The organism is Helicobacter sp., from assembly GCF_029067145.1.
In the GTDB taxonomy this organism is placed as follows: domain Bacteria; phylum Campylobacterota; class Campylobacteria; order Campylobacterales; family Helicobacteraceae; genus Helicobacter_D.
Map to the genome: position 1 here is coordinate 40,167 of NZ_JAIEFA010000042.1, position 6,668 is coordinate 46,834.

The following is a 6,668-nucleotide window of genomic DNA, read 5'->3' on the forward strand; positions in this document are numbered from 1 at the left end:
AATTCTACACAAAGCTAGCCTAAAAATTTGTTAATCAACTAAATTTTAATCTCTCAAATCTAAATCTTGGATATAATGTAGAATCTATTTTAAAGGGATTCTATGTTTAATGTGAAACGCAAACCAAGTGTGCTTGGTGGGACAATGATTATTGCCGGGACAGCAATCGGGGCGGGAATGTTGGCGTTACCCACGATAAGCGCGGGAATGTGGATTTGGTATTCTTTGGGATTATTAGTGCTGACTTGGTTTATGATGTTGCTTTCTTCTCAAGCTTTATTAGAGGTAAATTTGTATTATCAACCCGGTTCAAGCTTCCATACGCTTGTGCTAGATAATTTGGGGAAATTTTGGAATCTCGTTAATGGTTTGAGTGTCGCTTTTGTGCTTTATATCTTGATTTATGCCTATGTGAGCGGAGGTGGCTCTATGGTGGTGCATATTTCGCTTGTTGCTTTTGATTATGAGCCTCCTAAACTATTGGCAAGTTTATTGTTTGCGATTCTACTTAGCGGTTGTGTTTGGTGGAGTACTTATCTTGTGGATAGATTCTCTGTGGTGATGATTGGTGGAATGGCTTTGACCTTTGTCTTCGCAATGAGCGGTATGCTAAGTGAAATGAAAATGTCTTATTTGTTGGACTTAAATCACGATAATAATCCTTATGGAATCTTTGTATTTGTAGCATTTTCTACTTATCTGACTTCCTTTTGTTTCCACGCAAGCGTGCCAAGTCTTGTAAAGTATTTTGGCAAAGAACCCAATAAAATTAACAAATGTTTAGTCTATGGCACATTGATTGCATTTGTGGCTTATGTGGTATGGAATATTGCGTGTGATGGCAATATTGAACGTAGTGATTTTAAAAATGTAATTGCTGCGGGAGGCAATGTGCGCCATTTGATTGAAGCCGCGAGTTTGAATCTTAATGGAGCATTTTTGCTAAGAATGCTAGAGGGATTTGCGTTTTTGGCAGTCTCCACTTCATTTTTAGGTGCTGGGCTTGGGTTGTTTGATTATATAGCAGATTTATGTGGATTTGATGATAGCAGATTAGGGCGCACAAAAACTCTATTGGTTGCCTTTGCACCACCAATTATTGCAGGAATGATTTATCCCGATGGCTTTTTGCTTGCAATCGGTTGGGCAGGACTTGCAGCGACGATTTGGTCTGTGATTATTCCTGCCTTATTGCTTAGGGCAAGCAGAATCGCACGTAAGGAATCAAGGCAATGTGCGCCCAATCCCGCTTTAGAGCATAATTTTCGTGTCAAGGGTGGGAATTGGACGATTTATAGTTTGTTGATTTTTGGCTGTGTGGTTGGTGTTTGCCATATTTTATTTGTCTTTAATTGGTTGCCGATGTATAAATAAGGAGAATGCAATGAAAGAATTGTTGCAGATTTTTCAATACATTCAAAAATACCACGAGGATAATTTTGATGTCTTGTGCTTGACATTGGAGTTTTTGTTGGCAGGACAAGACAAAACTTTAAGTGCAGAATTGTTAATCTCTAAAACAAAAGAGATTCCACAGAGTTTTTATTGTTATCTACAAAAACACAATTTAACGCATAAAATAGCAATTAATACAGATTTGAATTATAAAAAAGTCATAAAACTTGCGCAGAATCTCAAAGTCAATGCGCAAGAATTAGAGGATTTTATTCAAACGATTGCGCTGCAAAAAACAATTTTAAAACTCTATGATTATGCAACGCCAGCGGAGATAAATACGCTTGTGTGTAGGTTATTGCATTTACAAAAAAATGAAAGCATTTATAATCCTTGCTGCGGAGTTGGCTCTTGGTTTTTGAGCTTGAGTGCATACCATAACGAATGTCAATTTTTTGGCGTGGATATTCACCCTAAGCTTATTGAAATCGCTAAAACACTTGCATTGCTCTTGAAATTTAAAGATTGTCATTTGGAAGTTGCGGATATTTTTAAGGATTTTTTGAATATAGAAAAAAATCAAAAAGACAAAAGGAATCAAAAGTTTGACAAAGTCTTTTGTCATCCTCCCTTGCTTTCTCATCTTAATCTTAAAGCTCCCAAAACTTCGCCTCTTGCGCCTTATACAAAAACCGCTCCAGAGATTCCGTTTTTGGATTTTGCGCTTTCAAAATTCAACAAAAAAGCGATTTTTATCATTCGCTCCGTATTGTTAAACAAGCCCATAGGGGAACGATTGCGTCATTATCTCGTGCAGTCTAGGATTTTAGAAGCAATTATTGAACTGCCGACAAATATTTTTCCACATCAAATGGGAGAATTTTGCTTGCTTGTGCTTTCCCCTCAAAACCAACGAATGTTTTTTATCAATGCACAAGATTTTTATTTAAAAGAGGGAAAATACAATAAACTCATTAATTTAGAGGAAATAGCAGATTTGTATGCTTTCAAAAGAAATACTAAGATTTCACACCTTTTGGATTATCAAAGCATCAATTTGGAGAATCTTAAACCCTCTTATTATATGCAGAAAGAAATACAATCTTCGCAAATCAAAGTAGTTTTGGGGAATTTTTTGGAAAAATGCTATCGTGGAACGCGTATAGAAATGAAACAAGACAAGGAGATGATTGGCTGTTATGACTTAGGGATTAAAGATTTTGAAGCCTACGGCGTGAGTAATTCCTTTAAAGATTATGCGTTAAAGCCGAATCTTAAGCGTTTGTATGAGCTTAGAGTGCAACCTTATGATATTTTGCTCTCTATGCGTGGAGTTACCCCAAAGGTTGCGATTATAGGCAAAAATGCAGCACAAAAGATTGTCTTGCCAAATGCCGGAATCTTGGTGCTTAGGGTGAAAAATTCTGTCGTGGCAAAAGCATTGTATTTTTATTTTTTAACTTCTGCAGGCTATTTGGCATTGAGTAAAATTTATCAAGACAATAATGAACGAATCGGTGAAAAAGAAGTTAAAGAAATGCTTTTGCCAAATGAGTTTTTAGATTCGCAATCTTTAGAGGATTACAATGAATGCTTTTATGAACTGATTGCGCGAGGAGAGCAAATTAAAGCGCAAAAACAAGGAATCGCAAAGTTATTAGGCTATGAGATAGGATAATTTCACCGCCAATCTGTCCTTGCGAGTGAAGCGAAGCAATCTATAATCTTACATAAAGAAAACTTTGCAACAGAATTTTTAAAGAAGTGCATTATTGTGGATTACCACGAAAAGCTAAAGCTTTTCTTGCAAGGAAGAAAAATAAAACGCTCTGTTGGCAAAATTATGGATTGCTTCGGGCAAAGCCCTCGCAAGGACATTCCAATCTTTTTTATGGAATCTTGCAATGATAAAAGGCAATGTAAAAAGGAGAAATTCTCGCAAAATTTTGCGAGAAAATGAAATTTCTAAAATTTAGCAGAAAATAAGTGTTTTTTGTTTGCAAGATTATAGGTTTGCAAGTGTGGGCAAATTGCTACGCAATGTGCGCCACGATTCCTTGCGGAATCTTGCAATGACGAGAGGAAAGCTTAAAGCAATCCAAAGTTACGGATTGCTTCGGCTTCGCCTCGCAATGACACATTAGAATTTATATCTAACTCCAAGATTTCCGCTTAGGTAAGTTTCGTTTTTATCATCTACTTTGTTTGTTAGGATTTGTTTTGCACCAAGTCCTAAGTCAATATTTAGATTGTCTGTAACACCAAAACTTCCACCGACAACTAATTGTCCATAAGTTTTAAGTTTATCACTTGCACCTACACTAAAGTTAATAGGAGAACCTACAAAAGAAGCAGTGTAATCATCCCCGTCATTTAGCAAATATTGCTCTACTTTTGGAGTAGCAAAGAGATAAGAAGTTTCGTTGAAGTATTTTCTAATCTCTAAGCCTAAATCTGCGCTAATAGTATTGTTTTGTGTTTTATCCACATTTTGGATATAGTCTCCACCCTTTTCTGTGTATCCGGGATTGTTTGAATAGTAGTAATTCAATCCCAAGAATGGTTTTAAGAACAAGCTGTTTTCAAAATCAATGATTTTGCCCACGCTTCCACTCAAACCAAAGAATTTTTTATCAAAATCACTTGTGTATCCTTGACCAAGCACAGAAGTATATTGGTCAGTTTGTGAAAGTTGTCCAAATCCGTGAAGATTCAATTCCCAGCTTGGGCTTAATTGGATATTAGAATAAATCCCTAGTCTGAAGTTATCGGATTCTTGTTTTGCACTCTTGTCTTTCAAGTCTGCGTCTGCATAAGTGAAATAGATACCAAGAAGTGCAGAATCTGTGATTTGTTTATCCACACCAAGAGAGATTCCATACACGCCACCGCTTTCACCATCTACGATGTTTGCTCCACCAAACGCATTAACCCAAACGCTTCCATTGGTTCTGCGGTAGAAATCGTGGTAAGCATCGCTTCCTGCTGCTGCTAGTTTTTCACCATAAGGATTGTGTGCTTTTGCGATTCTATCACTTAAAGCCATATCGTTAGAAACATTAATCGCAGTGCTTACAGAGTTTGTGAAGTTGGTTACAGAACGCGCATTATCGTGAATGTCGTTTGTCATTGTTTGCCATTGTCTTCCGTTGTTTAATCCGTCTAGTTGAATGTTAAAGATAGCAAGTTCATTCAATCCTGATTCTTGTAAAGAGTCAAAGATTCCTACTGCTAAATCTCTGTGAGAATTTACACCCGCGTTGTCTGCAATATAGTTAATCCCTGCAGTATTTAGCTTACCTGTGCTAGCTTTCCCCGCAACTGCTCCATTTTGAATCACATTGTATGTTTTGAAGTATCTGAAATCTCCATTACCGGTAGTGCTTGTGTCTGTTAGCAATCTATCATACAATGCAAGTTTATCTGTCGCAGTATTGTATAAATCTCTTGCCTCTTGGATTAATGCAACATATTTGTCAAATTTCTCCAAGTCGTTTTGCGCTGCTGCTTTGGCTGCTCCTGTTAGAGTATTGATTCTAGCTACTAACTCTCTTCTATCTGCTTCATTTCTTGCTTGGTCAGAATCTAGTGTAGAAAGTGTGATACCTGTGCCTGTTGTAACAATTGCGTCTCTTTGTGTATAAAGCTCTTTCAAGCGAGAGTTAGCAGCATTGTTTTTGATGTCATCTTTTGCAGCATTAGTATCTATGAGTTTGCCATAGGAATCCAAAATAGTGGCTGGTGTTCCTTGAGCAAGTTCATTTTGGAAATTTGTAAGAGGAGCTTGATTTGCAGCAATTAGCATATTCATATTGTTGATATTTGCTACCCATTTGCCATTGACTAAGCTTCTGACGAGATAGCTTCCAAGTTTTACTTGATTGCCTTGCACATAAAGTCCATTATTGACGATGAGTGCGTCAGCACCGCTTGTGTATCTGTCTTGCCATTTGATGATGTTATTGCCTTCAAAGCCATATTTCACTTCATTTGAGGTTGTATAGTCGAAGAACCCACTGCTCATCCAAGTGTTGTTTTGGATTCGTCCTTGAGCGTCTTTGTAAGCAACGCTTGTTACATTTCTCTTGTTGGCTTCTACAGCATTGTTTTTAATGGCTATAATTCCACCTAGAGTAGTCAAATCATCACTCCCATTTACATTAATCCCATAAACACCATCTAATCCTTGAGAGATTCTCCTATTGAGTAGCTGACTCGCAGTTTTTTCTAGGGTTGGGGTATTATTGAATGTTAAAGTCCCAGCTCCTAGCGCTTGAGTTCTCCCTGCTACGCCTGCTCCCGCTGCAGTTGTTCTCCAATTCCCTTCTACTTTTTCAATATTCACTCCCGCAAGTGTAGCTGTTGTAGCATTTCCTTGTGGATTGAGGGTAATGAGTGTTTTTGCTCCACCATTTGCGCTATCAAGTCTTAGTTGCTTGATGTCCGTAGAGCCCAAGCCTAACTGCGTGCCTGTGAATGTCGCAGTATTGCCATTGATTGTGATGCCCTTAGAGCTTCTTGGGTCTTCGATTCCAAGCTCACCCGTTCCCATTGAGAAAGTGCCTGCAGTGATTTCCACAGAGGCGTTTTTGCCAATGATGAGATTGCTGTTGTCCAAATCAACATTTCCTAGAGTTTTTGCTGTATCGGCTTTTTGCGCTGTGATGCTAGAAACGCCATTATTGGCTTCAAGATTGATAGCTTGTGTATCACCAATCGTAACATTATCTGCATCTAATGTGAAGTTATAGAGAGTTTGTGCATTTGCTGCTGTGCCATTAATCTTAAGGTTGCCTTTTGTGCCAGCAGCATTTGCTTCTAGTTTGATTTCTGCTTTGCTGTTGGGATTATCCACTACTGAACCGACATTTCCATTGCCCCAAGCTGCGAAACCTGTGCCATTCTCCATACCGATACCGCTACCTTTGAAGTATCTTTCCTCTTCTCTTTGCCCATTGAAAGAAATGTTTGTGCCACTACCCTCAACGACATTGCCACCTAAATCTACATTAGGATTACGACCTGTTGTGGTAGAGTTTGCGATACCTGTTGTATTGTTTTTGCTAGGTGCATTAAGTGTTAAATCTACATTTGTGCCTGCTGCAATTGCTGCGCCTGTTTGGTCTTTTTTGGAATAAACACCATTTTTATCAAACGAAGGGTTTGCGGTTGTTGTGCTACCATTTTGGTTTGGGCTATTACTAATATCAGCCGCCAAAACACCAGTGCTAGCTAACGCTACCACACCGAAACTTACAAGCGTTCTGCTTGCT

4 protein-coding genes are annotated in these 6,668 nt (G+C 38.3%); 3 read left to right on the top strand and 1 reads right to left on the bottom strand.

Annotated elements, in window-relative coordinates; translation table 11 throughout:
• The first annotated feature begins 102 nt into the window (after positions 1–102).
• From K2N75_RS05035 to K2N75_RS05045, 3 genes are all read left to right on the top strand, one after another.
• Complete coding sequence (locus tag K2N75_RS05035; RefSeq protein WP_297680198.1) at positions 103–1,374, top strand: aromatic amino acid transport family protein; 1,272 nt, start codon at positions 103–105, stop codon at positions 1,372–1,374.
• A 10-nt stretch (positions 1,375–1,384) separates the two neighbouring features.
• Positions 1,385–3,073 (top strand): N-6 DNA methylase, encoded by a 1,689-nt coding sequence (locus tag K2N75_RS05040; protein ID WP_297680196.1) that lies wholly within the window; start codon positions 1,385–1,387, stop codon positions 3,071–3,073.
• 319 nt (positions 3,074–3,392) lie between these two features.
• On the top strand, positions 3,393–3,539 hold the full coding sequence (locus K2N75_RS05045; protein ID WP_297680194.1) for a hypothetical protein: 147 nt from the start codon (positions 3,393–3,395) through the stop codon (positions 3,537–3,539).
• Here the strand turns inward: K2N75_RS05045 and K2N75_RS05050 are convergent.
• The coding region (locus K2N75_RS05050; protein ID WP_297680192.1) for an autotransporter outer membrane beta-barrel domain-containing protein at positions 3,536–6,668 on the bottom strand (3,133 nt) is incomplete at its 5' end. The two genes, K2N75_RS05045 and K2N75_RS05050, sit on opposite strands and share 4 nt — an antisense overlap.

Bases quoted from the DNA above. Each gene is read 5' to 3' on its own strand.
- K2N75_RS05040 (WP_297680196.1), top strand. From the start codon at position 1,385: ATGAAAGAATTGTTGCAGATTTTTCAATACATTCAAAAATACCACGAG.
- K2N75_RS05035 (WP_297680198.1), top strand. From the start codon at position 103: ATGTTTAATGTGAAACGCAAACCAAGTGTGCTTGGTGGGACAATGATT.